The 24,141-nt window shown below is 69.4% G+C and carries 23 protein-coding genes and 1 tRNA gene; 11 read left to right on the top strand and 13 right to left on the bottom strand.

What is annotated here, in order from left to right; genetic code table 11:
• Positions 1-14 precede the first annotated feature (14 nt).
• From ACIOJD_RS21415 to ACIOJD_RS21400, 4 genes are all read left to right on the top strand, one after another.
• Entirely contained in the window at positions 15-1,418 is a 1,404-nt protein-coding gene (locus ACIOJD_RS21415) for a glycosyltransferase (RefSeq protein WP_401915942.1), read from the top strand.
• Positions 1,415-3,616: an ArnT family glycosyltransferase gene (locus ACIOJD_RS21410; RefSeq protein WP_401915940.1), complete on the top strand. Its 2,202-nt coding sequence runs from the start codon at positions 1,415-1,417 to the stop codon at positions 3,614-3,616. The genes ACIOJD_RS21415 and ACIOJD_RS21410 overlap by 4 nt, the downstream gene beginning before the upstream one ends.
• 153 nt (positions 3,617-3,769) lie before the next feature.
• A complete protein-coding gene (locus ACIOJD_RS21405; protein WP_401915937.1) occupies positions 3,770-5,452 on the top strand; it encodes an MFS transporter in 1,683 nt (560 codons plus the stop codon).
• 208 nt (positions 5,453-5,660) lie between these two features.
• Positions 5,661-6,533, top strand: a complete 873-nt coding sequence (locus ACIOJD_RS21400; protein WP_401915935.1) for a TetR/AcrR family transcriptional regulator — start codon at positions 5,661-5,663, stop codon at positions 6,531-6,533.
• Between the two features lie 53 nt (positions 6,534-6,586).
• Here ACIOJD_RS21400 and ACIOJD_RS21395 read toward each other — a convergent pair whose 3' ends face one another.
• The 4 genes from ACIOJD_RS21395 to ACIOJD_RS21380 form a co-directional block, all read right to left on the bottom strand.
• Positions 6,587-7,057 (bottom strand): PPOX class F420-dependent oxidoreductase, encoded by a 471-nt coding sequence (locus tag ACIOJD_RS21395; RefSeq protein WP_401881975.1) that lies wholly within the window; start codon positions 7,055-7,057, stop codon positions 6,587-6,589.
• A 69-nt stretch (positions 7,058-7,126) separates the two neighbouring features.
• On the bottom strand, positions 7,127-7,963 hold the full coding sequence (locus ACIOJD_RS21390) for a YceI family protein (protein WP_401915932.1): 837 nt from the start codon (positions 7,961-7,963) through the stop codon (positions 7,127-7,129).
• Between the two features lie 223 nt (positions 7,964-8,186).
• Positions 8,187-10,691 (bottom strand): MFS transporter, encoded by a 2,505-nt coding sequence (locus ACIOJD_RS21385; protein WP_401915930.1) that lies wholly within the window; start codon positions 10,689-10,691, stop codon positions 8,187-8,189.
• 44 nt (positions 10,692-10,735) lie between these two features.
• The gene (locus tag ACIOJD_RS21380) at positions 10,736-11,209 is read right to left on the bottom strand and encodes a MarR family winged helix-turn-helix transcriptional regulator (RefSeq protein WP_401915928.1); all 474 of its coding nucleotides are present in this window, start codon (positions 11,207-11,209) and stop codon (positions 10,736-10,738) included.
• Between the two features lie 471 nt (positions 11,210-11,680).
• Between ACIOJD_RS21380 and ACIOJD_RS21375 the strand changes: the two genes are divergently transcribed.
• Positions 11,681-11,887 (top strand): hypothetical protein, encoded by a 207-nt coding sequence (locus ACIOJD_RS21375; RefSeq protein WP_401915927.1) that lies wholly within the window; start codon positions 11,681-11,683, stop codon positions 11,885-11,887.
• A 152-nt stretch (positions 11,888-12,039) separates the two neighbouring features.
• Here ACIOJD_RS21375 and ACIOJD_RS21370 read toward each other — a convergent pair whose 3' ends face one another.
• The 4 genes from ACIOJD_RS21370 to ACIOJD_RS21355 form a co-directional block, all read right to left on the bottom strand.
• Complete coding sequence (locus tag ACIOJD_RS21370; RefSeq protein ID WP_401915924.1) at positions 12,040-12,915, bottom strand: RNA polymerase sigma factor SigF; 876 nt, start codon at positions 12,913-12,915, stop codon at positions 12,040-12,042.
• A gap of 234 nt (positions 12,916-13,149) precedes the next feature.
• Positions 13,150-13,983 (bottom strand): RNA polymerase sigma factor SigF, encoded by an 834-nt coding sequence (locus tag ACIOJD_RS21365; protein ID WP_401915921.1) that lies wholly within the window; start codon positions 13,981-13,983, stop codon positions 13,150-13,152.
• A gap of 174 nt (positions 13,984-14,157) precedes the next feature.
• Entirely contained in the window at positions 14,158-14,451 is a 294-nt protein-coding gene (locus ACIOJD_RS21360; RefSeq protein ID WP_401915919.1) for a Dabb family protein, read from the bottom strand.
• Between the two features lie 441 nt (positions 14,452-14,892).
• Complete coding sequence (locus ACIOJD_RS21355) at positions 14,893-15,057, bottom strand: hypothetical protein (protein ID WP_401915916.1); 165 nt, start codon at positions 15,055-15,057, stop codon at positions 14,893-14,895.
• A 631-nt stretch (positions 15,058-15,688) separates the two neighbouring features.
• Between ACIOJD_RS21355 and ACIOJD_RS21350 the strand changes: the two genes are divergently transcribed.
• Entirely contained in the window at positions 15,689-16,690 is a 1,002-nt protein-coding gene (locus ACIOJD_RS21350; RefSeq protein WP_401915914.1) for a D-alanyl-D-alanine carboxypeptidase family protein, read from the top strand.
• A gap of 258 nt (positions 16,691-16,948) precedes the next feature.
• Here the strand turns inward: ACIOJD_RS21350 and ACIOJD_RS21345 are convergent, their stop codons facing one another.
• Positions 16,949-17,521 (bottom strand): TetR/AcrR family transcriptional regulator, encoded by a 573-nt coding sequence (locus tag ACIOJD_RS21345; RefSeq protein ID WP_401915912.1) that lies wholly within the window; start codon positions 17,519-17,521, stop codon positions 16,949-16,951.
• Between the two features lie 157 nt (positions 17,522-17,678).
• Between ACIOJD_RS21345 and ACIOJD_RS21340 the strand changes: the two genes are divergently transcribed.
• From ACIOJD_RS21340 to ACIOJD_RS21320, 5 genes are all read left to right on the top strand, one after another.
• The gene (locus ACIOJD_RS21340) at positions 17,679-18,497 is read left to right on the top strand and encodes an SDR family oxidoreductase (protein ID WP_401915909.1); all 819 of its coding nucleotides are present in this window, start codon (positions 17,679-17,681) and stop codon (positions 18,495-18,497) included.
• 151 nt (positions 18,498-18,648) lie between these two features.
• Entirely contained in the window at positions 18,649-19,602 is a 954-nt protein-coding gene (locus ACIOJD_RS21335; protein WP_401915906.1) for an SDR family NAD(P)-dependent oxidoreductase, read from the top strand.
• Between the two features lie 136 nt (positions 19,603-19,738).
• Complete coding sequence (locus ACIOJD_RS21330; protein WP_401915903.1) at positions 19,739-20,497, top strand: SDR family oxidoreductase; 759 nt, start codon at positions 19,739-19,741, stop codon at positions 20,495-20,497.
• A gap of 266 nt (positions 20,498-20,763) precedes the next feature.
• Positions 20,764-21,495, top strand: a complete 732-nt coding sequence (locus ACIOJD_RS21325; protein ID WP_401915900.1) for an SDR family oxidoreductase — start codon at positions 20,764-20,766, stop codon at positions 21,493-21,495.
• A 93-nt stretch (positions 21,496-21,588) separates the two neighbouring features.
• Positions 21,589-22,116, top strand: a complete 528-nt coding sequence (locus tag ACIOJD_RS21320; RefSeq protein WP_401915897.1) for a DinB family protein — start codon at positions 21,589-21,591, stop codon at positions 22,114-22,116.
• Between the two features lie 227 nt (positions 22,117-22,343).
• On the opposite strand, the gene ACIOJD_RS21315 is transcribed toward ACIOJD_RS21320, so the two are convergent.
• From ACIOJD_RS21315 to ACIOJD_RS21300, 4 genes are all read right to left on the bottom strand, one after another.
• Positions 22,344-22,428 (bottom strand) — tRNA-Ser (locus ACIOJD_RS21315).
• 90 nt (positions 22,429-22,518) lie between these two features.
• Complete coding sequence (gene tadA, locus ACIOJD_RS21310) at positions 22,519-22,947, bottom strand: tRNA adenosine(34) deaminase TadA (protein WP_401917084.1); 429 nt, start codon at positions 22,945-22,947, stop codon at positions 22,519-22,521.
• Positions 22,948-23,000: 53 nt separating this feature from the next.
• Positions 23,001-23,552 carry a hypothetical protein gene (locus ACIOJD_RS21305; RefSeq protein WP_401915896.1) on the bottom strand — a complete coding sequence of 184 codons (552 nt, stop codon included), beginning with the start codon at positions 23,550-23,552 and terminating at the stop codon, positions 23,001-23,003.
• Between the two features lie 256 nt (positions 23,553-23,808).
• Positions 23,809-24,126: a hypothetical protein gene (locus tag ACIOJD_RS21300; protein ID WP_401915893.1), complete on the bottom strand. Its 318-nt coding sequence runs from the start codon at positions 24,124-24,126 to the stop codon at positions 23,809-23,811.
• Positions 24,127-24,141 lie beyond the last annotated feature (15 nt).

The raw sequence follows: 24,141 nt of genomic DNA, 5'->3' as shown, positions 1-24,141 counted from the left end.
GCGAGTGTTGGACCATGCGAACCGACACCCCTTGGGGCACTCTCCCGGCCCGGGAGCACCTCCCGGTCGAGGTGACCGACGCCCCCGTGCTCGACGTGATCATTCCCGTCTACAACGAGGAGCAGGACCTCGAACCCTGTGTGCGGCGCCTGCACGACCACCTCGCCCGCACCTTCCCGTACAGCTTCCGCATCACGGTCGCGGACAACGCGAGCACCGACCGCACCCCTGAGGTGGCGGCGTCGCTCGACGCGACGATCCCCGAGGTGCGGGCGTACCGCCTGGAGCAGAAGGGCCGGGGCAGGGCGCTCCGAACCGTCTGGTCGCATTCCGATTCGCCGGTCCTCGCCTATATGGACGTGGACCTGTCCACCGACCTCAACGCGCTGCTGCCGCTGGTCGCCCCGCTGATCTCCGGGCACTCCGATCTGGCGATCGGCTCCCGGCTGGCCCGCTCGTCGCGGGTGGTGCGCGGTCCCAAGCGCGAGTTCATCTCGCGGGCGTACAACTTGATCCTCAAGTCCTCCCTCTCCGCGCGCTTCAGTGACGCGCAGTGCGGTTTCAAGGCCATACGGGGCGATGTCGCCCAGCGGCTGCTGCCGATGGTCGAGGACACCGGGTGGTTCTTCGACACCGAGATGCTGGTGCTCGCCGAGCGTGCCGGACTGCGGATCCATGAGGTGCCGGTGGACTGGGTCGATGACCCCAACAGCACGGTGCACATCGTGAAGACGGCAACCGAGGATCTCAAGGGCGTCTGGCGGGTCGGGCGGGCACTTGCTGTGGGCGCGCTGCCTTTGGACCGGCTGTCGAGGCCCTTCGGGGATGACCCGAGGGACCGCCGGATCGGTGGGGTGCCTGGCGGTCTCGCCCGGCAACTGGTCGGCTTCTGTGTCGTGGGCGCCCTGTCCACGCTCTTCTATCTTCTCCTCTATTCCCTCTTCCGAACCACCGCGAGTCCACAACTCGCCAATGCCGCCGCCCTGCTGGTCTCCGCGATCGCCAACACCGCCGCCAACCGGAGGCTCACCTTCGGGGTACGGGGCCGGGAGAACGCCGTACGCCACCAGGCCCAGGGCCTGGTCGTCTTCGCGATCGGCCTCGCGCTGACCAGCGGTTCGCTGGCGGCGCTGGACGTGGCCTCCGGGACGCCCTCCCACTCCACCGAGCTGGCCGTGCTCATCGCCGCCAATCTCGCGGCGACGGTCCTGCGGTTCCTCCTGCTGCGTGCCTGGGTCTTCCCGGACCGTCGTACGGACGACTTCGCCTCCGCCCCCGCCTCCGCCCCCGCCCCCGCGTCCACATCCACATCGACATCCACCTCGACCTTGACCTCCGTTCCCGCCCCCATATCGGCCTCCACCTCCGAAACCGTCGTTTTCGACTCCGCAGCTCTCGACCCGAGGAACGCACGATGACCATGACCCTTCAGCCCGACGGGCCCCCGGCGGCGGCGGACGGCCCGGACCGCCTCGGCACCGGCCGCGCCGCCCGCTTCTGGCGGGGCAGGCCCGAGGACGCCCCCTGGGTACGCCCGGCCTTCCTCGGCCTCCTCCTCGCGGCCACGGTCCTCCAGCTCTGGAACCTGAGCGCTTCCGGTTACGCCAACTCCTTCTACTCCGCCGCCGTCCAGGCGGGCAGCGAGAGCTGGAAGGCCTTCTTCTTCGGCTCCTCCGACGCCGCGAACTCCATCACCGTCGACAAGCCTCCGGCCGCGCTCTGGCCGATGGCGCTGTCCGTACGGCTCTTCGGTCTCGGGTCCTGGCAGATCCTGGTGCCCGAGGTGCTGATGGGCGTCGGTACGGTCGCGGTGCTGTACGCCGCCGTACGCCGCCGCTTCAGCGCCGTCGCCGGGCTGATCGCGAGCGTGGTGCTGGTGCTGACGCCGGTCGCCTCGCTGATGTTCCGCTTCAACAACCCGGACGCGCTGCTCGCGCTGCTGATGACCGTCACCATCTACTGCGTGCTGCGCGCGCTGGAAGGTGCCCGGACCAAGTGGCTCGTGTGGGCGGGAGCCGTGGTCGGCTTCGCGTTCCTCACGAAGACGCTCCAGGCGTTCCTGATCCTGCCGCCCCTGGCGCTGGTGTACGCGGTGTGCGCGCCCACGTCCGTGAAGCGCAGGTTCGGTCAGCTGGCTCTGGCCGGTCTCGCCATGATCGTCTCCGGTGGCTGGTGGGTCGCGATCGTGGAGCTGTGGCCCGCGTCCTCGCGTCCGTACATCGGCGGTTCGCAGAACAACTCCTTCCTGGAACTCACCTTCGGCTACAACGGCCTCGGCCGGATCAACGGCAACGAGACCGGAAGCGTCGGCGGCGGTGGCGGAGGCGGCGACGCCGGTGGCGGGCCCGGTGGCGGTCGCGGCTGGGGCGAGACCGGTATCGGCCGGATGTTCAACGAGAGCGTCGGCGGCCAGATCTCCTGGCTGCTGCCCGCCGCGCTGCTGCTCCTCGTCGCGGGTTTCGTGGTGACCCGGCGTACACCGCGTACGGACACGGCCCGCTCGGCGTTCCTGGTGTGGGGCGGGGCGCTGCTGATGACCCTGGGGGTCTTCAGCTTCATGGCCGGCATCTTCCACGAGTACTACACGGTCGCGCTGGCCCCGTACATCGCGGCCGTCGTCGGCATGGGAGTCACGATGCTGTGGGAGGAGCGTGCGTCGTTCCTGGCGTCGCTGGCGCTGGGAGCGACGGCCGCGGGTACGGCGGTCTGGGCGTACGTCCTGCTCGGCCGGACCCCGGACTATCTGCCGTGGCTGCGCTGGGCGGTACTGGTCGGCGGCCTGGTGGCCGCGGCCGGGCTGCTCCTCGTAGGACGGTTCGGCCGGCGCCTCGCGCTGGCGGCGGCGGGTCTCGGGGTCGCGGCCTCGCTGGCCGCACCACTGGCGTACACCCTCACCACGGTCAACACGGGGCACACGGGCTCGATCATCACGGCCGGCCCGGCCTCGGCGCGGGGCGGCCCCGGCGGCGGATTCGGCGGCGGTCGTCCCGGCGGTGGCGGTAACGGCGGCATGATGCGGCCGCCCGGCCAGCAGGGCACGGGCCAGGGCACGGGCCAGGGCCAGGCTCAGGGGACGGGGCAGGCTCAGGGGACGGGGCAGGCTCAGGGCGCGGGGCAGGGGATGGGCCGGCCTCCGACAGGCGGCGGTCAGATGGGCCAGCCCCCTCAGCAGAACGGCCAGAACAGCCAGAACGGCCAGAACAGCCAGCAGCAGAACGGAATGCGCGAGGGTGGCATGGGCGGCGGAGGCGGGATGAGCGGCCTCCTCGACGGCCAGACCGTCAACTCCAAGGTCGAGGCCACTCTCAAGAAGAACGCCTCCGACTACACCTGGGCAGCCGCGGCCATCGGCTCCCAGAACGCCGCCAGCTATCAACTCGCCACCGAGAAGCCGGTCATGGCGATCGGCGGCTTCAACGGAAGTGACCCGTCACCGACTCTCGCGCAGTTCAAGCAGTACGTCGCGGACGGCAAGATCCACTACTTCCTCTCCAGCGATGACGGCGATGGCCGCGACAGGGGCAACACCTCTCTCACCACCTGGGTGAAGGCCAACTTCAAGAAGGTCACCGTGGACGGCACGACCCTCTACGACCTGACCCAGAAGGCGAGCTGATCCAGCAGCTGAGCCCGAAGCCGGACTGACGCGGAAGGGCCACCTGTCCCGGCCAAGCGACCTGCCCCAGCCGGACAACTGGATATACAGCGTATGAGAACTCCTTGTACGGTGTACGGCAACGACCCCGTACCCCGTGCAAGGAGTCTCTTCATGACGGCGACGGCCGCCGAGAACCACACCGCCCCCGCACATCACCCGCAGCGCTGGCTGATCCTCGGTGTCATATGTCTCGCCCAGCTCACCGTGCTGCTCGACAACACCGTCCTCAGCGTCGCCATCCCCTCCCTCACCCGGGAACTGGACGCCTCCACCGCCGACATCCAGTGGATGATCAACGCCTACTCCCTGGTCCAGTCGGGCCTGCTGCTCTCCGCGGGCAACGCCGCCGACCGTTACGGTCGCAAGAAGCTGCTGATCGCGGGGCTCACTCTGTTCGGGATCGGCTCGCTCGCCGCCGCGTTCGCCCAGTCCAGCAGCCAGTTGATCGCCGCCCGCGCCGGGATGGGCGTAGGCGGCGCACTGCTGATCACCACCACCCTCGCCGTCGTCGTCCAGATCTTCGACGACACCGAGCGCGTCAAGGCGATCGGCATCTGGTCGACGGTCAACTCCCTCGGATTCGCCGCCGGTCCGCTGATCGGCGGCGCGCTGCTCAACCACTACTGGTGGGGCGCGATCTTCCTGATCAACATCCCGGTCGCGGTCATCGGGGTGTTCGCCGTCGTCGCACTCGTACCGGAGTCGAAGACCAAGGAGGGCGACCGCCCCGATCTGCTCGGCGCGCTGCTCTCCACCATCGGTATGACCGCCGTCGTGTACGCGATCATCGCCGGCCCCGACCACGGCTGGACCTCGGGACCGGTCCTGCTCTCGACCGCCGTCGGGGTGATCGTCCTCGCGCTCTTCGTGTTCTGGGAGCTGCGTATCCCGTACCCGATGCTGGACATGAACTTCTTCCGCAACCAGCGCTTCATCGGCGCGGTCGGTGGCGCCATCCTGGTCGCCTTCGGCATGAGCGGCTCGCTCTTCCTGCTGACCCAGCACCTCCAGTTCGTCCTGGGGTACGGCCCGTTGGACGCGGGTCTGCGTACGGCTCCGCTCGCGGTCACCGTCATCGTCCTCAACCTCACCGGCCTCGGCGCGCGAGTGGTGCGCGGGCTCGGCACCCCGGGGACCATCGCCCTCGGAATGTCCCTGGTGTCCGCCGGGCTCGCCACGATCGCGGTGCTGGGCGCCCATGGGTACGGCGGGATGATGCTCGGCCTGATCGTGATGGGCGCGGGTGTCGCGTTCTCCATGCCGGCCATGGCCAACGCCATCATGAGCGCGATCCCGCCGGAGAAGGCGGGGGTGGGCGCGGGCATCAACGGCACGCTGGCCGAGTTCGGCAACGGCCTCGGGGTCGCCGTCCTGGGCGCCGTGCTCAACTCCCGCTTCGCCACGCTCGTACCGGCGGCCGTGGGAGCGGCCTCGCTGCCCGCGGCGCTCGCGGCGGCGGAGGGGGACGCGGAACGGACGCGGATCTCCGACGCGTTCGCGTCGAGCCTGGAGACGAGCCAGTTGGTCGGCGCGGCGGCGGTCCTGGCGGGCGGACTGATCGCCGCGCTGCTGCTGCGCCGCGCGGAACGGTCGGAGCGTACGGACCTGCCGGGTCCGTCGGAGCGTACGGACCTGCCGGGTCCGTCGGAGCGTACGGACGCGGCAACGGAAACGGCCTCGGTTCCGGGCCCCGCCACGGTCGCTCCTCCGGTCGCTCCTCCCATCTCTCCTCTGGCCTCTCCTCCGGCCTCGCGCCCGGTCTCTCCCCCGGCCTCCCCCACCGGGGAGGCATAGCTTCCCCAGGTGAGGCATAGCATCGGGACCGGCCCGACTTCCGAATCCGGCCTTCCGCATCCCGGTTTCCCCATCCGGGCTTCCGGGAGGAACGGATCCGGGTGGCGGGCCGCGCTGTCACCCAGTAGCCGGGGACGGCCGTGGCCGGCCCCGGGCACGTCGCTGGAGACCGGTCCGCCCGGCCGGAAGGAACCGAGGAGGCTCACCCATGGCGTCGGAAGCCGATAGCACCAAGCGTCCGATCCGTACCAGCGTATGGCTGGAGGGGAAGCCGGCGGCCCGCGGCCGCAGGAGCGAACGCGCCGACCCGGTCTCCGACCAGTCGCGGCCGGACTCGCGGACGCAGCCGGACTCGCAGCCACCGTCCCAGCCCCAGTCCCCGTCCCAGCCCCAGCCCCACTCGACCGGCGGGCTCGATCGCGACCGCATCACCGCCGTCTCCGTACGGATGCTCGACACCGAGGGCCCGGCGAAGTTCTCCATGCGCCGGCTGGCCGCCGAGCTGGGTGTGACCGCGATGTCCCTCTACTGGTACGTCGACACCAAGGACGACCTGCTGGAACTCGCCCTGGACGCTGTCTTCGGCGAGGTCCGTATCCCCGACCTGACGGACGAACACGCCGACTGGCGCGACCAGTTGCGCGACCTGGCCGTCAGCTACCGGACGGTGCTCGTCCGCCACTCCTGGGTCTCCCCGCTCGTCGGCAAGTACCTCAACATCGGCCCGCATTCGATGGCCTTCTCAGCGGCCGTCCAGGCCGTCATGGCCAGGACCGGTCTACAGCGGCAGGACCAGATGGGCGGGCTCGCGGCGGTCTTCCAGTTCGCGTACGGGTTCGGCACGATCGAGGGCCACTACGTACAGCGCTGCACGGACGCGGGGCTGAGCCAGGACGAGTACTTCCAGCACGCGATGGGCACGTTGACCGAACAGCCGGAGTTCCAGAAGTCGTTCGAGAACGCGGGCGAACTGATGGCGGCCCGTGGCGGCGACACGGTCGCGGACATGCGCGACCGCGATTTCACGTTCGCGCTCGAACTCCTCATCGCGGGCATCGAAGCGATGCGCGCCCGCACCTGACGGCGGCTCACCGGGTTCTGTCCGGCCGGACAGAACCGGTGACGGTTACGGCATCAGTCCTGCGGAGCCAGCCGTGCCGGGAAACCGCCGGTGGCGATCGGGCTCCAACGGGTGGGAGTGATACGGATGATGGACTTCCCCTGCTTCACCATCGCCGCCCGGTACTCGTCCCAGTCCGGATGCTCGCCCGCGATGTTCCGGTAGTACTCCACCAGCGGCTCGACCGAATCCGGGCTGTCGATCACCTCGGCCGTCCCGTCGATCTGCACCCACGGGCCGTTCCAGTCGTCCGAGAGGACGATCACGCTCACCCGCTCGTCCCGCTTGGCGTTCCGTGTCTTGGCGCGCTCCGGGTACGTGGAGAGGACGATCCGGCCCGAGTCGTCCACCCCGCAGGAGAGCGGGGAGCCCTGCGGGCGGCCGTCGGAGCGGGTGGTCAGGAGGATGGCTCGGTGCCGGGGGCGTACGAACTCCAGCAGTCCGTCGAGTTCCACGGCCGTATTCGTTGCGATGTTCGGTGCCATGGTCCGCAGCCTACGACGCACGAACGCCACGAGCGGCTCCACGCCCCGGAGCCGCGGCGCAGGGCGTCATCACCCCGTCGGCAGGCTCTCACCCTGCACCGCCTGGATGTCCAGCTCCACCCGCAGCGTCGCCCCGATCGCCGAGATGCCCGCCTGCACCACCTGGTTGTAGTTCATGGCGAAGTCCTCGCGGTGCAGTTCGGTCGTCGCGCGGAAGGCCGCCCGGACACCGCCCCAGGGGTCGGGCCCGGTGCCGAGATAGCTCAGGTCCAGGTCCACCTCCCGTACGACACCGTGCAGCGACAGCTGCCCGTGGACCGTCCAGCGGTCCGGGCCCGCCGGGGTCAGTCCGGTACTGCTGTACGTGATCTCGGGGAAGCGCTCGACGTCCAGGAAGTCCGGGGACTTGAGGTGCTTGTCGCGCAGCGCGTTGCCCGTGTCGATGCTCGCCGCGCTGATGACCGCGTCCACCCGCGACGCCTCATGACCGCCCGCACCCCCGGCGGACTCGGTGATCTCGATCCGGCCGCCGAACTCCGTGAACCGGCCGTGCACGCTGGAGATCCCCAGATGCTGCGCCACCGCGCCCACCGCCGAGTGCGCCGGGTCCACGCTCCAGGCACCCGGCGGCGGCAGTTCGACGCCGCCCTGCCGGGCCAGGACCACCGTGCCGACCTCGGCCCGGCCACTCGCGGTGACCAGCGCCGTGGAAGCGACGGGCGCGTAGCCGACGGCCGTCACGATCACGGTGTACGGTCCCGGCGCCAGCGCCACATCGGCCCGTACCAATCCGTCCGGATCCGCCCCGGTCCGCAGCACCTGCGCGCCGGTCATATCGGTCATGGTCACGACCGCGTGCTGAACGGCCCAGCCGTCCCGTGTCCGTACCTGTCCGCGAAGTCCCATCCCGTGTCTCTCCTCGTTCTCGTCAAGAACCGGGCCCCGGACGGCGGGGCGGCGGGCCGTCCCTGCCCACCGTCCCCGCCGCCGGGGCCCATTTCCGCACTGGACGCGCACGCCGTCTCCGCTACAGGACGCCGCGCCGTCCAGGGGTCCACAACCGGCCCGGTCCCAAGCCGGCCATCCGGCCACCCGGCCGTCCGACTGCTCGACGGCACCCGGGGGCCGACTACTCGCCGGGGTGGGCCAGTTCGATGTCGTGGCCGTCGACTCCGCGGCCGTTCACCGTCAGGGCTCCGGCCACCGGCGGGTATCCGGTCGCGATGACCGTGTACTCGCCCGCGTCGAGGTCGGCGAAGGCGTACGCTCCGTCGTCCCCGGTCGTCGCCGTGGCGACCACGTTCCCGGCCGCGTCGACCAGCGTCACCCGCGCGTCGGGCGCGGGGCGCCGGGCGGCGCCCGCCCTGACCGTGCCCTGGACCAGGGCGCCGGACTGGAGCACGGCCTCGACCCGGGTGACGCCCTGGCCGCCGATCTCCACCGGCAGGGCCATCGGACGGAATCCGGCGGCGTTCACCGCGACGGTCACCGGGCCGGGGACCAGCTCGCCGAAGGCGAACTCACCCTGCTCGGCGGACTTCCCCGTGGCCAGAACGTCACCGCGCACATCGGTCACGATCACCATCGCGCCGTCGATCGGCCGGCCGCCCTCCGCGCTGCGCACGACCCCGGTGAGGCCGCTCGTACCGGAGAGCAGGATGTCGTACGAGAGCGGCTCGCCCCCGACGACCACCGTGGACGCCTGCGGCTGGAAGCCGTCGGCGGAGGCGATCAGGACGTACGAGCCGGGGCCCGGCGCGTCCAGGACATAGCCGCCGTCGTGCTGGGCGACCGAGCGGGCCAGCTGGCGTCCGCCCAGGGAGATCAGGGTGACGGCCGCGCGGGGCACCGAGGTGCCCTCGGAACCGCGCACCACACCGCGTACGGCGGTGCCCTGGGGCGCGGGCGCACCGGCCTGCTGGGACGGTACGGCGTCCACCGGGGCGGGCGCCTCGGCGACGGCCGACGGGGAACCGGCAGCGGCGGTCGCGGCCACGGGCACCTCGGCGGTCGTCTCCACGACCGGCGCGGTCTCGGAGCCCTCACCGCCTGCTCGCGTCTTCAACGCGACCTCCTTGATGAACAGCGTCAGCAGCAGCGCGAGCAGCGCGGCCGGAGCCGAGTAGAGGAAGACATCGCCGACACCGTGGCCGTACGACACCTCCACGATCTTCCGCATCGGGGCGGGCAGCGTGTCCAGGTTCGGGATGGCGTTGCCGCCGCTGTTCGCGTGGGCCAGGGCTGCGGCCTTCGGGCCCAGCTCGGCCAGGCCCTCGTCGCGGTAGTGGGCGACCCGGTTGGCGAGCACCGCGCCCAGCGCCGAGACACCGACCGCACCGCCGAGGGAGCGGAAGAAGGTGACGGTGGAACTGGCCGATCCGAGGTCCTGCGGAGAGACCTGGTTCTGCGTGCACAGGACCAGGTTCTGCATCATCATGCCGACGCCGAGACCCATGAGGGTCATGTAGATCGCCATGTGCCAGTACGGGGTGTCGTACCGCAGGGTGCCCAGCAGCCCGAGGCCCGCCGTCACCAGCACGCCACCACTGACGAGCCAGATCTTCCAGCGGCCCGTCTTGGTGATGACCAGGCCCGAGACGGTGGAGGAGACGAACAGACCACCGATCATCGGGATGGTCATGACCCCGGACATCGTCGGCGACTGGCCGCGGGCCAGCTGGAAGTACTGGCTGAAGAAGACCGTGCCCGCGAACATCGCGATACCGACGAAGAGCGACGCCAGCGAGGCCAGCGTGATCGTCGGGTTGCGGAAGAGGCGCAGCGGGATGATCGGCTCGCTGGCCTTCGACTCCACGAGGATGAAGAGCAGACCGAGCACGATCGATCCGCCGACCATCGCGTACGACTGCCCGGAGACCCAGTCGTACTTGTCACCCGCGAAGGTGACCCAGACCAGCAGCAGGCAGACGGCCGCGCTGATGAAGAACGCGCCGAGCCAGTCGACCTTGACCTCACGCCGGACGACCGGCAGCTTCAGGGTCTTCTGGAGGACGATCAGGGCGACGATGGCGAACGGGACGCCGACGTAGAAGCACCAGCGCCAGCCCAGCCACGAGGTGTCGGTGATGACACCGCCGAGCAGCGGGCCGCCGACGGTGGCGACGGCGAAGGTCGCGCCGAGGTAGCCGCTGTACCGGCCGCGCTCGCGCGGGGCGATCATCGCGGCCATCACGATCTGGGCGAGGGCGGAGAGACCGCCCATGCCTATGCCCTGGAGCACCCGGCAGGCGATCAGCGTCTCGGCGTTCTGCGAGAGGCCGGCCACCACGGAGCCCAGGACATAGATGACCAGGGCTATCTGGACCAGGGCCTTCTTGCTGAAGAGGTCGGAGAGCTTGCCCCACAGCGGGGTGGACGCCGTCATCGCCAGCAGTGACGCGGTCACCACCCAGGTGTAGGCGCTCTGCCCGCCGCCGAGGTCGGAGATGATCTCGGGCAGGGCGTTGGTGACGATCGTCGACGAGAGGATCGCGACGAACATGCCCAGAAGCAGCCCGGAGAGCGCTTCCATGATCTGTCGGTGTGTCATCGGCGCACCGCTCGCGGAGGCGGGGGCGCCGCCTCCGTGCTTGGCGTGGCCGCCCCGCACACCCACTGGTGTGGTCGTAGCCATTGAATTCCTTGTCTTACGTCTCTTACTGCATGGGTGTACGGGTCCTACTGCATGGGTGTACGGGTGTACGAGTCCTCGTAACGCCAGTCCCGGCAGTCGCCGAAGCTGCTGCGCAGCCGGTCCAGCATGGTGCTGAGCTGTCCGACCTCGTCATCGGTCCAGTCCGCGAGCTTGTGGGCGAACATGTCGGTCGTCCGCCGGGCTAGCTCGTCGAGCAGTTCCCGCCCTGCGGGCGTGAGCCGCAGGATGCGGGAGCGCTTGTCGGCGGGGTCCGGGCACCGTTCGACCCAGCCGCGGTCCACGACGTGAGCGACATGCCTGCTGGTCACCGACATGTCGACGGCCAGCAACTCGGCGAGGCGGCTCATCCGCATCTCGCCGTGCCGGTCGAGCAGGGTCAGCACGGCGGCCGATCCCGCGGGGCAGTCGGCGGGCAGGACACGAGCCAGGCCTCGCTTGATGACACCGATGGCACTGAGCTGCCGGGCCAGTTCCGCGTACTGACTCTGTGCGGCCATGGCCCCTCCCCTGAATCTTGTTGCTTAGGGCAACCACCAAACCATAGAAGCTGTTGGTTGCCGCAGGCAAACTAAATCGGGCTCATGGCAGTAAAGGAACCCAAAAGGCTTCGCATGGTCGCGGTCAATGCCCGGCGTGGAGGCCGTTCGGCGTACTCAGGGGGCGTGCGACCTGGGGAGAGAGGGCTGCGGCATCCTCCGTACGCCGGGTGCCGCATCCTGCGTACGTCGCGCGGGCCACCCGATCCCCATAAGGCGCACCTGGTCCGCACAAGGGAACCCCGGCCCGCACAAGGGAACCCCGGCCTGCACAAGAGGACTCCAGCCCATACAAGGGGACTCCAGTCTGCACAAGGGGCGCCCTGTCCGTACAAGGGGACAGGCGTTCCGTATATCGCGTTCCGTATATACGCCGGCCGGTGGCGGGCCCGGGGTTGGGCGGGAACCGCGGGTTCGCTAGGGTCCTGCCGTATGGCACACAACCCCCATGCCCCACAGGGCCCCGAGGGCAATTCCGACCCTGCGGGCAGCACTCAGATGTTCCGTGCGTTCGTCGACGACGGCGAGCCGCAGCGCCGGCAGGCGCCGCCCCAGCAGAGCGGGTCGAAGGTCGGACTGATCGTCGGCGTCGTCGCGGTCATCGCGGTGCTGGCCGTCGTCGGCTGGCTGGCCTTCTGATCGTACGGCGCCTCACGGGCACCGCGCGCCCGGCTCGTACAGCGCCCAGCGACCTACAACTGACGGCCCGTCCATTCGAAACGGTCGGTCAATTCGAAACCCCGCCCGTCATGTCGCCCGGAGGAACGGGCGACGGGCGGGGTCCGCGCTCCTCAGTCCTCGGAGATCAGCCCGTCGCGCAGCTGCGCGAGCGTCCGGGTCAGCAGCCGCGAGACATGCATCTGGGAGATGCCCACCTCTTCGCCGATCTGCGACTGCGTCATGTTCGCGAAGAACCGGAGCATGATGATCTGCCGCTCACGGGGCGGGAGTTTGGCGAGGAGCGGCTTGAGCGACTCGCGGTACTCGACGCCCTCCAGCGCCATGTCCTCGTAGCCGAGCCGGTCCGCGAGCGAACCCTCCCCGCCGTCGTCCTCGGGAGAGGGCGAGTCCAGCGAGGACGCGGTGTACGCGTTGCCGACCGCGAGGCCGTCGACCACGTCCTCCTCCGACACGCCCAGTACGGCGGCGAGTTCGGGAACGGTCGGCGAACGGTCGAGCTTCTGTGCCAGCTCGTCACTTGCCTTCGTGAGCGCGAGCCGCAACTCCTGGAGCCGGCGCGGCACTCGAACCGACCACGACGTGTCCCGGAAGAAGCGCTTGATCTCGCCGACGACCGTCGGCATCGCGAACGTCGGGAATTCCACGCCCCGTTCGCAGTCGAACCGGTCGATCGCCTTGATCAGGCCGATCGTGCCGACCTGGACGATGTCCTCCATCGGCTCGTTACGGCTCCGGAACCGAGCCGCCGCGTAGCGCACCAGAGGCAGATTCAACTCGATGAGGGTGTCGCGTACGTAGGTGCGCTCCGGGCTGTCCTGATCGAGTACGGCGAGCCGCAGGAACAGGGAGCGGGACAGAGTGCGGGTGTCGATGGCCTCAGGCTGGGACACCCGTGGCTGCTGCACCACCTGGTTGTCGAGAGCATCTGGCGCGGGAGCGCTCTTCGTGAGCGTGAGCACCTTCGAGCTGCCCTGTTCTACGGACATGCCACCCCCTTGAGGTCGCGGACGGTCGCGTCGGCCGCTCCCGTCGGAGGAACGCAGCCTCCACCTGAATACCGGAGGTGGGGCTGCGGCAAACGCGGTTCCAGCAGAATGTCACATGTCGGCAACACGCTGTAGTGACTTGTCGACAAGGAGGTGCTGGATCCGCCCTGGAAAGAGGGGGTATACGGCTTTTGGTCCGCCGAGGGAAAATGAAGAGGGAAATACCCGTGAGGGTTACGCCTCGATCCGATTTGCGGAACGCAATCGAGCGAAGCTTCGGGCCAGGAGCCTTGACACGTGCATCTGGGAGACGCCCAATTCCTGGCTGATCTGTGACTGTGTCAGGTTGTTGTAGTAGCGCAGCATCAGGATTCGCTGCTCCCGCTCGGGCAGTTGCACCAGCAGATGCCGGACCAGATCGCGATGTTCGACTCCGGCCAGCGCGGGGTCCTCGTACCCGAGCCGGTCGAGCAGGCCGGGCAGCCCGTCACCCTCCTGGGCGGCCTCCAGTGAGGTCGCGTGGTACGAACGCCCCGCCTCGATGCAGGCCAGCACCTCGTCCTCGGAGATCTTCAGCCGCTCGGCGATCTCCCCGGTCGTCGGGGAGCGGCCGTGGGCGGTCGTCAGGTCCTCCGTGGCGCCGGTGACCTGGACCCACAGCTCATGCAGCCGGCGCGGTACGTGCACGGTCCGTACGTTGTCCCGAAAGTAACGTTTGATCTCGCCGACGACGGTCGGCATCGCGAACGTCGGGAACTGCACCCCGCGGTCCGGGTCGAACCGGTCGATGGCGTTGATCAGGCCGATCGTGCCGACCTGGACGACGTCCTCCATGGGCTCGTTACGGCTCCGGAACCGGGCGGCGGCGTAGCGCACCAGCGGCAGATTCGCCTCGATGAGCGCCCCGCGCACCCGGGTGTGTTCCTCGCTGCCCGGTTCGAGTCCCTTGAGTTCGGCGAAGAGCACCTGGGTCAGTGCCCTGGTGTCAGCGCCACGGCTCTGTGCCGTCGTGGGGCGTGGTTCGGTCTCGATCTGGGGCGGCACTTGAGGCGTAGTACTGGCCGGCACGGTGACGCCACCCCTCTGCGGTCGACTACGTCAACTCATCCGTCAAAAGCGGTCATAGCATCACAAGACATGTCCACTGTGTGCAAGCACCCGTTAAAACCGTGTTGACGGCGAAATGGGGTAATAAACCCAAAAGCCCCACACCTGAGAGTGTGGGGCAGAGGGGGTGGGAACTCAGAACTCGTAGTCGGCGATCACCCAGGTGGCGAATTCACGCCACTGCACGACGGCTGCCTGATGATCCGGGTGGTTCGCGTAGCGCTGGAGCGCGTCCGGGTCGGCAACGGCCAGGTTGATGGCGAAGTCGTAGGCGATCGGCCGGTCGCTGATGTTCCAGGCGCACTCCCAGAACTCCACCTCGGGGACCTTCCGGCCGATTTCCTCGAAGGCCTTCGCACCGGCGAGCACACGCGGCTCGTCGCGCGTGACGCCCTCGTTGAGCTTGAAGAGGACCAGGTGGCGGATCAAGGGGCACTCCTTGGGGCGTCGGGCGTCGGGGATTCGGCTTCGGTGGCCTGGTAGACCATGGCACGTCGGCGAGGGTGCGGCGGCGGTGACACGAGGACCGTGAGGCGCCTGGCCTGGGCCCCGGGCCTTCCCGGCCGGACAGAACCGGACTGACGGTCGGAACCAGACCGGCAGAGCCAGACCGACAGACAGAGCTAGACCGACAGACAGAGCCAGACCGACGGACAGGGCCTGATCGCCGGGCGGGACCTAGGGCCTCTCGTTTGGGTCTTGCCGGGCTCGCGTGCCCTGGCACCGCGCCTCGCCGCGTTGTCGTCACTCCACGTCACTCCACGTCACTCCACGACGCTCCACGACGCTCCGCGTCGCCTCACTCCTCCGCCTTGCGATCCACGGCACCAGACCCCGCTCCCTGATCCGGCCTGATCCAAACGAAAGACCCTAGTTGACGAGCTCGGACATGAACTCGCCGACACCCTTGGCGCCGCTCGAAATGCCCTCGAACCCGACCTGTACGAGATCGGCGGCCCGAGCCGGGGACGTGATGATCGTGTACAGCACGAAAACGGCCACCGCGTAGATGACGATCTTCTTCGCTTGGCCCATCCGCCGCTTCCTCCCGTGATTCCCCTGTGCGGTCGCGAGAGTCTAACCGTATGAACGCCAATGGCCAGAGGCCGGTTGGTTGCACTCACGTAGCTTTTTAAGGACCAAGGACCCGACGGTCGAGGCCCTTTGCCGGATGGTCCGGGCCCGGCGGGACCGCACGATGGAAGGGAGCCCGACGGATCCGGCAGGAGTCCGCGGGCGAGGAACCGGCCTCCACTGCGGGGCTCGCGCCGCCCGCTATCCCCCTGGCCGCGGCGCGGGCTTGCGGGACCGGTTCTCATCGGGGGGAGCGGTCTGTCTTCCCCCCGACGCCGCTCCCCTCGCACGACCCGCTCCCCTCGCACGACCACGGCCGCCCGGCCCTCCACATGGAGGACCCGGAGCAGGCGAAGGTCAGACGACGGGCGTCGACCGGGCGCCGCTGCCCAGTGGAGTCGGCCGGGCACGGTACGCGAGCCGCTCCATAGGCCCCACCGGTCGTCTGCACGACATCTCCACGGGCACCGAACCTGTTACCCGGCTATGACACAGCGATCTTGACAGTCACTGTCGACGCGCAAGTAAGTTCGGTATGCACCGAGTTTCCACTATCAGCCGGCGTCCCTGCGCCGGGAGAAAGGGACGCCCCATGGGTTCCCACGCCCGCCCCAACCGAATACACCGGACCGGGGCAAGGATCGCGACGGTCGCACTTTTCGGTGCCGCCCTGCCGATCTCCGCCGCCGGCCTCGCCCAGGCGGCCACCCCCAGTACCGCGCACTCCGTCGACGTGAACGGCCGGCAGACCGGCGAGGCCGCCACCACGGCCGATCAGAACCAGGGCGCGCCGGTCACGAAGGTCCAGGCCGCCCCCAATGTGAAGGCCGACCACGCCTTCCTGCTGGATGCCCGCGACGGCAGCCAGGAGCGGGAGATGTGGGCCGGGGCCAAGGCTGACGAGAGCGTGTCGATGGCCAGCACCACCAAGATCATGACTGCCTTGGTGGTGCTCAAGCAGCCGGAGCGGCTGGACCAGCAGATCACGGTGAAGCAGGAGTACCGCGACTACGTCCAGCAGGTCGGTGCCAGTACGGCCGACCTCCAGACCGGCGACAAACTGACCGTCAAGCAGCTGCTGCACGCCATGCTGATCCCGTCCGGGGCGGACGCCGCACGGGCCCTGGCCGACAACTTCGGCTCCGGGGACACCGAGGACGCGCGGATCGCCGACTTCGTGAGCCAGATGAACGCCGAGGCGCAGCAACTGGGCCTGACCGGCACGCACTTCGACGGCTACGACGGCATCTCGAACGGCGACAACCGCAGCACCGCCCGCGACCTGGCCAAGCTCGGCCAGCGCGCGATGTTGAAGCCGGTGTTCGCCGACGTCGTGAAGAACGAGCAGTTCGAGACCGAGGCCACGGCGGCCAACGGCCGCATCCGGTACTACACCTGGACCAACACCAACCAGCTGCTGGGCACGTACGACGGTGCCCTGGGCATCAAGACCGGCAGCGGCCCGGAGGCCGGCTACGCCGTCGTCTTCGCCGCCGAGCGGGACAACCGCACCCTGGTCGGCGCGATCCTCGGGACCGACCAGACCCGCTTCGAAGACGCCACGAAGATGCTCGACTGGGGCTTCGCCCGCTGAGCGGCCGACACCCCCGGCACTGAGCGTGCACCGCGTGCCGCGCCACAGCCCCCGTCTGTCCGCCGCCACGGTGGACGAGGGGGGCTTTCGCGTTGCGACGGGCCGTAAGCCTGTTCCTGCGGGCGCGGGGCCGACACCGGCACGCCTCACCGCCGTGCTGAGCAGCGGACGCGGGCCACGTGGTGCTCGCGCAGGGCAGGGAACTCCCCTTGGCCACCGGCCCCCCTCCGCTACGGCCAGAGGCTTTTCCCTCACCGGTCACTCGACGGGCGTGCCGGGACCGGCCTGCCGCAGGCAGCGTTCCAGGCGTCGCAGAAACCCGTTGAAGGACTCTTCCGCGGGCCAGGTCTCGTAGGCGGTGATCGTGGCGGCCACCGCGAGGTTCAGCCGGAGGATGGGAGTCAATTCGTCGTCGCCGGTGATGCGGGACTCCACCCAGCGCCTCAGGTCGCTGAAGAACTGCTCGCCGAAGCGCTGGGCCGACTGCGCGAAGGCGGGTGATTGCGCCTTGATGCGGCGCTGTAGCGGCATACGTTCGTGCAGACTCTCGCAGAACCCCGTCAGGATCGCGGTGAGCGAGTCCCAGAGCGGTTCGTCCGCGGGACGCTCATCCATCAGGGCCTGCCAGTTGAGCCGCTCCTCAGGATCCTGGTCCAGGACCGCGGCGTCCTTGCCGGCGAAGTAGTTGAAGAAGGTGGCGCGCGAGACATTCGCCGCCTCCGCGATCTGCTCGACCGTCGTGGCCTCGTAGCCCTGCTCGTCGAAGAGCCGCAGCGCGGCGGTCCGGATGGCACGCCAGGTCGCCAGTTTCTTGCGTTCGCGCAGGTTCATGTGGTTCCTCCCATGAGTCCATACTACGTGCGATTTCTAGACGGATGTATTTATGGATGAGGCTAATTTTGTACGGGTCTAACTTTGTGGGGTACGGTGAAGCTGTCACCGGGGGCAGCCCCGGTAGGCCATCCCGCCCATCCCCCAAGGAGAAGCCATGAGCAAGGTCTGGTTCATCACCGGTACGTCCCGCGGCATCGGCCGCGCCTTCGCCGAGTCCGCGCTGGAGCGCGGGGACAAGGTCGCCGCGACCGCGAGGAACGCGGCGACGCTGGAGGATCTGGTCACCAAGTACGGCGACGAAGCGGTCCTGCCACTGGCGCTCGACGTCACCGACAAGGCGGCTGTCGCCGCGACGGTGGCCGCGGCGCACGAGAAGTTCGGCCGCCTCGATGTCGTGGTCAACAACGCCGGCTACGGACTGTTCGGCATGGTCGAAGAGGTCACCGAGCAGCAGGTGCGCGACCAGATGGAGACGAACTTCTTCGGCGCGTTCTGGGTGACCCAGGCCGTGCTGCCGATCCTGCGCGCGCAGGGCAGTGGCCACATCGTGCAGATCTCGTCCGTCGGCGGCGTCGCCGCCTTCCCGTCGCTGGGCGCGTACCAGGCATCCAAGTGGGCGCTGGAGGGCTTCAGCGACTCGCTCTCCCAGGAGGTCGCCGGCGCGGGTATCAAGGTCACCATCGTCGAGCCGGGCGGCTTCAGCACCGACTGGGCCGGTTCCTCGGCCACGCGCGCCGAGCTGAACCCCGCCTACGACGCGGTCCGCGAGGCCATGGCGGCCCGCATGGGCGAGGCCCGCCACAGCGAATCGGGCAACGCCGGCGCCGCCCTGCTGGAGATCGTCGACGCGGAGAACCCGCCGCTGCGCGTGCTGTTCGGCACCGAGCCCATCGAGATCATCGAGCCGCTCTACACCGAGCGACTCAAGACCTGGGCCGACTGGCAGCACGTCTCCCGGATCGCGCAGGGCTGACCAACCCGTCACAGCCCGACGACGCAGGCCCCCTGGGCCGGCGTTCCACCCCTGGGCCTGGCGGGCCCGCCCCTGCCGAGTGTCGGACTCGTTCGACCGTGACCACACATGACGTGGCCCTCGGCACCTCACGCATCAGGAGACACAGCTCATGTCCGTACCTCAGACTCCCCACACGTTCAGTGCGACCACAACCGCCGCCGAAGTGATCGACGGCGTCGACCTGCACGGCCGCCGCGCCGTGGTCACCGGAGCCAGTTCCGGAATCGGCGTGGAGACGACCCGGGCACTCGCCGCGGCAGGCGCCGACGTCACCCTGGCCGTCCGGAACACCGACGCGGGCGCGCAGGTGGCGGCCCGTCTGGAGGCGGAACTTCCGTCCGGCTCGGGAAAGTTGTCGGTCGGCCGCCTCGATCTGTCCGACCGGTCGACGGTGGCCGCGTTCGTGGCGGCCTGGAACGGCCCCCTGGACATCCTCGTCAACAACGCCGGAGTGATGGCGCCACCCCGGATCGCCCGCACGACCGACGGCCGGGAATGGCAGTTCGGTGTCAACCACCTGGGCCACTTCGCCCTCACCACCGGCCTCCACCCGGCGCTCGCGGCGGCGGACAACGCCAGGGTCGTCGCGGTCAGCTCCATCGGGCACCTCTTCTCCCCCGTCGTCTTCGACGACCTCGACTACCGCTATCGCCCCTACGACCCGTGGACCTCCTACGGGCAGTCCAAGACGGCTGTCGTCCACTTCGCCGTAGCCGCCGCCGAACGCTGGGCCGACGACGGGATCACCGTCAACGCCGTGATGCCGGGCAACATCGCTGACACCAACCTGGCCCGCGACACCGACATGGAGGCGGTGGCCGGGATGATGGCCGCCGGCGAACTCGCCCTGCCGCCGGGCAAGACCGTCCAGCAGGGCGCCGCGACCTCCGTGCTGATGGCCGCTTCCCCGGCCGTGGCCGGCGTCACCGGCCGCTACTACGAGGACTGCGCCGAGGCCGAACACGTCACCGGGCGCGCCGGAGCCATCGCCGGTGTCGCCCCCTACGCCCTCGACCGCGACAACGCCGCGCGTCTCTGGGCGGTATCCGCGTCCTTGATCTAGCGCCCTCCCGGCAATGTCTGCCCCGTCGCGGCGTCCGGCACGCGCGCTCGCCGCCGACCAAAAGCCCAGGCAGCCCGGCTACAGGACTCCCGGCACGAGCAACGACACATCCGAACCGACCTGAAATGACTGAGGAATGACCGATCTGACCGGCAAGACAGCCCTGATCACAGGCTCTGCGCGAGGTCTCGGCAAAGCGATCGCGCTGCGTTACGCGACCCGCGGTGCCAACATCGTCGTGAACTACGCCGCCAACCGGGAGGCGGCGGACGCCACGGTCGTGGAGATCGAGCGGCTGGGCGTCAAAGCGCTCTCCATACAGGCCGACATGTCCAAGGTGTCCGACATCGAGCGGCTCTTCACCCAGGCCCTTGAACAATTCGGGCAGATCGACATCGCAGTCGCGAACGCGGGCATCGAACTGATCAGCGTCCCCTTCGTCGAGATCACCGAGGATCAGTTCGACCGGCAGTTCGCCATCAACACCAAGGGCACCTTCTTCACCCTTCAGGCAGCGGCCCGTCACGTCGTCGACAACGGCAGGATCATCTACATCAGTTCGAGCACGGCGGCCCTTCCGTTCGCCGGTGAGGCGCTGTACGGCTCGAGCAAGGTGGCGCCGCATTACGTCGTGCGGGTGCTGGCGCAGGAACTCGCGGACCGGGGCGTCACCGTCAACACCATCATGCCGACGGCGGTCGAGGGTGCGGGCGTCTTCACCGCGTCCGACCCGAATCACCCGATCCGGCAGTTCGTCACCAGCGGGCCCGGACGCATCGGCCGACGGATGGGGACCGTGGACGACGTCGCCGACGCAGCCGAGTACCTGGCCTCGGACCTGGCCGGCTGGGTCAGCGGGCAGGGCCTGGTAGTGGCCGGCGGCGCGTTGCAGTGACCACGTCGCGCCATCGTGCGACACAGCCGGCGTTCGCCGACCCGCTCGTACCGGTCTCGGCGGCGAACACCGGAAGGTGACCCCCTGTCGCCGCTGCGCGGCGCGTCCGGAGCGCGGCTCTTCAGCGACAGCGACGAAACAACGCGGTTCCCGGGTCTCCGTACGGCCCCGGCACTCCGGATCCATACCTGGCGGTATCGTCGCCCGCCGCCCGTTCGGTGTTGGCCCCCTCGCCGGGGGCCGGGGCAGCATGCAGCATGGTTCGTATGAGTGAACAGACGATTGCGCTGGTCACCGGCGCGAACAAGGGAATCGGCTACGAGATCGCCGCGGGCCTGGGCGCCCTCGGCTGGAGCGTCGGCGTCGGCGCCCGCGACGATCAGCGCCGTACGGCGGCGGTGGAGCGACTGCGCGCGGCCGGCGTCGACGCGTTCGGCGTACCGCTGGACCTGACCGACGACGCGAGCGTGACCGCCGCCGCACGGCTGATCGAGGAACAGGCCGGGCGCCTCGACGTACTCGTCAACAACGCCGGCATCACCGGCGGCATGCCGCAGGAGCCTACCCGGGTCGACCCCGCCACCATCCGGACGGTCGTGGAAACCAACGTGATCGGCGTCATCCGTGTCACCAACGCGATGCTGCCGCTGCTGCGCCGCTCCGCCTCACCACGCATCGTGAACATGTCCAGCAGCGTCGGCTCCCTCACCCGGCAGTCCGGACCCGCCCCTGAGCAGACGGTGGGTCCGGTGTCCGCGGCGTACTCGACGTCGAAGACGTTCCTGAACGCCATCACCCTCCAGTACGTCCGGGAGCTGAGCGGCACGAACATCCTGATCAACGCCTGCTGCCCCGGCTACGTCGCGACTGACCTCAACGACTTCCAGGGCGTGCGCACCCCCGAACAGGGCGCGGCGATCGCCATCGAACTCGCGACCCTGCCCGACGACGGCCCGACCGGCAAGTTCTTCGAGGACGCCGGCGAAGTGCCGTGGTGATGTGCCCGGCGGTCCTCACCCGCCGGGCGAGGCGGCTTCGCCCACACGCCTCGAACCGCCGCGCCCTGACCGGATCGTGCGAGGGTGTCTCCCATGAGTACGACACCGGACGGGCGCCCCATTCCGCCCTCGCACGCCGATGAACGCGCCATGCTGGAAAGCTGGTTGGACTTTCACCGGGCCACGCTCGCGCTGAAGTGCGAGGGGCTCGACGACCGTCAGCTACGCCAGGCCTCGGTGCCGACGTCACAGATGACGTTGCTGGGTCTGGTCCAGCACCTGGCGGAGGTGGAACGCAACTGGTTCCAGAGGGTGTTCGCCGGGCAGGACGTGCCGCTCGCCTACGGGGAGGCCAACGCGGACGGCTTCGCGCTCACGCCGCATCACGGCATCGACGAGGCACTGACCACGTGGCGCGCGGAGGTCGCACGGGGCCGCGAGGCGATCGCCGCCTCTTCGCTGGACGACTCCGGCAAGCTCTCGGAGCGCGAGGCGGCCCACGTCGGGGGCCAGGGGATTTCGCTGCGCTGGATCCTGGTCCACATGATCGAGGAGTACGCCCGCCACAACGGCCACGCGGATCTGCTCAGGGAAGCCATCGACGGCGTCACGGGCGCGTAGGACTCGGTCGACCCGGGCGCGATCACGCCCGTCGTCACCCCACCACGTGGCACCGGGCCGCTGACGACGTGGCCGGGCTGGGCATCGCCTCGGAGGGACCGCGGGTGGCGGATCCCTCGGTGGTTCCGCCCTCAACGGCCGTGTCAGCAGGTCAGTTGTGACCCTGTGGGGTCGGCACGCAAAACACCCCCCTGACCGCGTTTCCGCAGATCAGGAGGGTGTGAGAGCGGTAGCGGAGGGATTTGAACCCTCGGTGAGTTTCCCCACACTCGCTTTCGAGGCGAGCTCCTTCGGCCGCTCGGACACGCTACCGAGAGAGAGCTTAGCCCAAGGTGGGCCGTGCTCCGAAATCGATACCTCGGTACGGCGATCAGAGGGCTTCCGAGGCGCTGCGGCAGCCGGTCAGCGGTTCCGGAAGAACGTCGTCAGCAGGCCGGCGCACTTCTCGGCGAGCACCCCGTGGATCACCTCGGGCCGGTGGTTGAGCCGTCGGTCCCGGATGACGTCCCAGAGTGATCCGGCCGCGCCGGCCTTCTCGTCGAGCGCGCCGAAGACCACCCGGTCCACCCGGGACTGCACGATCGCGCCCGCGCACATCGTGCACGGCTCCAGGGTCACCACCAGCGTGCAGCCCGTCAGGCGCCACTCGCCGAGTTCTTCGGCCGCTCTGCGGAGCGCCAGGATCTCCGCGTGGGCGGTCGGGTCGCCGGTCGCCTCGCGTTCGTTGTGGCCACCGGCCAGTACGGCCCCTTCCGGGGACAGCACGACGGCGCCGACCGGCACGTCACCGGACCGGGCCGCCCGTGCCGCCTCGTCCAGGGCAAGGAGCATGGGCGCCCGCCACGGTTCGCGTACCGGGTCGGGCACCGTGTCATGCCGGGGCACTAGCGGACGGTCTCCAGCACCTCGGCCGCGCCCAGCGCGTCCGCGATCTCGGCCATCGCATCCGTCTCCAGCGCCAGCAGATCGGTCTCGGACAGGCCGAGGTCGGCGAGGATCTCGCGGTCGCCCACGGCTCCCGCGGGCACGGTCTCGCCGTCCGTCACGGAACTGTCGTCGTTGTCGTCGTCTTTGTACTCCTCGTCCTTCCCGTCCGGCTCGCCGTCCTCCGTACCGTCGAGGTCCAGCGTGTCCAGATCGTCGGCCGGGTCGTCGTTGTCCCTGCCGAGCAGTTCATCAATGAGGATCTCCCCGTACGAGGAGCGTGCGGCCGCGGCCGCGTCCGAGACGTAGATGCGAGGGTCCTCCTCGCCCTCCACGCGGAGAATGCCGAACCAGGCATCCTCCTGCTCGATGAAGACGAGCACCGTGTCCTCGTCCACCGAGGCTTCGCGGGCCAGGTCGGTCAGATCCGACAAGGTCTCCACATCGTCGAGCTCTGTATCGCTCGCTTCCCACCCGTCTTCGGTGCGCGCGAGCAGTGCGGCGAAGTACACCGTGACTCTCCCACTGATCAGAGGTGTGACGATCCGGCGGTGCGCTGGTCTGCCCCGCCCAACGGAATCGTGGCAGAAACGAACGCTTCGCGAGAGGTCTTCGACCGTTGCGTCGTGCGGCCATTTTATTAGGCCCCTGTTCGGCCCTGGTGCCGGGCGGCCCCCTCACCGGCCCGGGAACCGGGCGAAGAGCCGCGTCCGGGCCGTACACGCGGCGGGCACAGTGCCCGCACATGGCCTACACGGACCGGCGTGGCTACCAGCGGAACGTACGCATCCGCATCTGCTGACGCATCCGGGCGGCGCGGGCCTGGCGGGGCTTCACCCGCTCGCGCAGGGCCTTGGCCTCGTGCAGCTCCCGCAGGAACTGGGCACGCCGCCGACGCCGCTGCGCCTCGCCCTCCTGGATCCGGGCCTCCTCGGCGCCGGCTTCATGAGACTGGGCTTCCCGTGCCCGCGCTTCGGCCTCCCGTGTCAGCTCTTCGCGCGCCACGGCTTGACCCGACCGCACCCGGCCATCGGATCCGGCCTGCTCAAGGCCCTGACCGAGGCCCTGCTGATCCCCGTCGCGCATTGATGTGTCACCACC

It is taken from the genome of Streptomyces sp. NPDC088116, from assembly GCF_044741745.1.
Classification (GTDB): Bacteria; Actinomycetota; Actinomycetes; order Streptomycetales; family Streptomycetaceae; genus Streptomyces.
This window is presented reverse-complemented; position numbering and strand designations above follow the sequence as displayed.

Coding starts and splice junctions, on each gene's coding strand:
- tadA (WP_401917084.1), bottom strand. CDS start 22,947: ATGCTCCTTGCCCTGGACGAGGCGGCACGGGCGGCCCGGTCCGGTGAC.
- ACIOJD_RS21345 (WP_401915912.1), bottom strand. CDS start 17,521: ATGAACCTGCGCGAACGCAAGAAACTGGCGACCTGGCGTGCCATCCGG.
- ACIOJD_RS21390 (WP_401915932.1), bottom strand. CDS start 7,963: ATGGGACTTCGCGGACAGGTACGGACACGGGACGGCTGGGCCGTTCAG.
- ACIOJD_RS21325 (WP_401915900.1), top strand. CDS start 20,764: ATGAGTGAACAGACGATTGCGCTGGTCACCGGCGCGAACAAGGGAATC.
- ACIOJD_RS21370 (WP_401915924.1), bottom strand. CDS start 12,915: ATGTCCGTAGAACAGGGCAGCTCGAAGGTGCTCACGCTCACGAAGAGC.
- ACIOJD_RS21300 (WP_401915893.1), bottom strand. CDS start 24,126: ATGCGCGACGGGGATCAGCAGGGCCTCGGTCAGGGCCTTGAGCAGGCC.
- ACIOJD_RS21410 (WP_401915940.1), top strand. CDS start 1,415: ATGACCATGACCCTTCAGCCCGACGGGCCCCCGGCGGCGGCGGACGGC.
- ACIOJD_RS21405 (WP_401915937.1), top strand. CDS start 3,770: ATGACGGCGACGGCCGCCGAGAACCACACCGCCCCCGCACATCACCCG.
- ACIOJD_RS21395 (WP_401881975.1), bottom strand. CDS start 7,057: ATGGCACCGAACATCGCAACGAATACGGCCGTGGAACTCGACGGACTG.
- ACIOJD_RS21320 (WP_401915897.1), top strand. CDS start 21,589: ATGAGTACGACACCGGACGGGCGCCCCATTCCGCCCTCGCACGCCGAT.
- ACIOJD_RS21400 (WP_401915935.1), top strand. CDS start 5,661: ATGGCGTCGGAAGCCGATAGCACCAAGCGTCCGATCCGTACCAGCGTA.
- ACIOJD_RS21415 (WP_401915942.1), top strand. CDS start 15: ATGCGAACCGACACCCCTTGGGGCACTCTCCCGGCCCGGGAGCACCTC.
- ACIOJD_RS21340 (WP_401915909.1), top strand. CDS start 17,679: ATGAGCAAGGTCTGGTTCATCACCGGTACGTCCCGCGGCATCGGCCGC.
- ACIOJD_RS21385 (WP_401915930.1), bottom strand. CDS start 10,691: ATGGCTACGACCACACCAGTGGGTGTGCGGGGCGGCCACGCCAAGCAC.
- ACIOJD_RS21335 (WP_401915906.1), top strand. CDS start 18,649: ATGTCCGTACCTCAGACTCCCCACACGTTCAGTGCGACCACAACCGCC.
- ACIOJD_RS21350 (WP_401915914.1), top strand. CDS start 15,689: ATGGGTTCCCACGCCCGCCCCAACCGAATACACCGGACCGGGGCAAGG.
- ACIOJD_RS21355 (WP_401915916.1), bottom strand. CDS start 15,057: ATGGGCCAAGCGAAGAAGATCGTCATCTACGCGGTGGCCGTTTTCGTG.
- ACIOJD_RS21330 (WP_401915903.1), top strand. CDS start 19,739: ATGACCGATCTGACCGGCAAGACAGCCCTGATCACAGGCTCTGCGCGA.
- ACIOJD_RS21380 (WP_401915928.1), bottom strand. CDS start 11,209: ATGGCCGCACAGAGTCAGTACGCGGAACTGGCCCGGCAGCTCAGTGCC.
- ACIOJD_RS21375 (WP_401915927.1), top strand. CDS start 11,681: ATGGCACACAACCCCCATGCCCCACAGGGCCCCGAGGGCAATTCCGAC.